Source organism: Microbulbifer epialgicus, from assembly GCF_041447265.1.
Lineage (GTDB): Bacteria > Pseudomonadota > Gammaproteobacteria > Pseudomonadales > Cellvibrionaceae > Microbulbifer > Microbulbifer epialgicus.
Map to the genome: position 1 here is coordinate 1 of NZ_JBGMEK010000255.1, position 849 is coordinate 849.

The window sequence follows — 849 nt, forward strand, 5'->3', positions numbered from 1 at the left end:
ATCAAAACTGGTAAACCCCTCTTTTTCAAGAGGATGTGTCAGATTTGGTCTGAACTAATCCACCTAATACATTGATTCTTGGGTCTCCAATTCCTCCTTGTTACTACCACAGGAGTTACCAGGTAGGGCTAAAAAATTTGATCGTCTATCAGTGTCAGGCAGATTTGCCCCTTACGCACAAATTCAGATTCAAAGGTTTCGGTTCAATCGGGGAGCGTTGATCTCAATTTCTCCGTACCGCTCCTTAAGGCGCTTGGAACCTGTACCAATGTGACTGCTGCCAGAGCCTCGTCCATTGGCATCATGCTTTGCATTGCCGAGATGCTCATCCAGCTCAGCCCGAGGGCTGCTTCGACCTTCATCTTGATAATCCTCTGGGTGAAGCTGTTGAGGTCGGTTTCAGATTTAACACACTTCGTATTCTCTGTGATTGTGATCATTGGGTTACAGCTCGAGGTCTTTATCGTTCATTGTTCTGCTCATGCTCCCCTCCTGTGTAGAGTATGGGAGCATATGCAGTTACACACTTTAAATTACAACCCCTTATTAATTTGCTCCTTCCTCAATGCACGTTACTTCAGTCATTCCTTTTCTCCCCCCGTTTAGCAGAAGTTTCCCCCTGTTTATTACTTTCCTCTCCCCCTCCTGCCCTTTGCCTATTAACCTGCAACTTGAAAGCAGCAAAGGGAATTATTATGAGAAATCACAAAAATGTACCAAGTCATCAGAAAAAATTTAATGCCCTACTAGCACTAGTGGTCCATGCGGTTAATTCTGTAACGATTGTTTTGCACGCTCTACGGAAGCCAAGATTTGACCGGCGGGCTTTGTCCATTTAAATGGCTTTGC

1 protein-coding gene is annotated in these 849 nt (G+C 44.8%); it reads right to left on the reverse strand.

Going from position 1 to position 849, the window contains the following annotated elements:
- Window positions 1-203: 203 nt before the first annotated feature.
- The gene (locus ACCI49_RS24855) at window positions 204-440 is read right to left on the reverse strand and encodes a hypothetical protein (protein ID WP_371841946.1); all 237 of its coding nucleotides are present in this window, start codon (window positions 438-440) and stop codon (window positions 204-206) included.
- Window positions 441-849 lie beyond the last annotated feature (409 nt).

Excerpts from the sequence above, each read along its gene's own strand:
- ACCI49_RS24855 (WP_371841946.1), bottom strand. The coding sequence starts at position 440 with ATGATCACAATCACAGAGAATACGAAGTGTGTTAAATCTGAAACCGAC.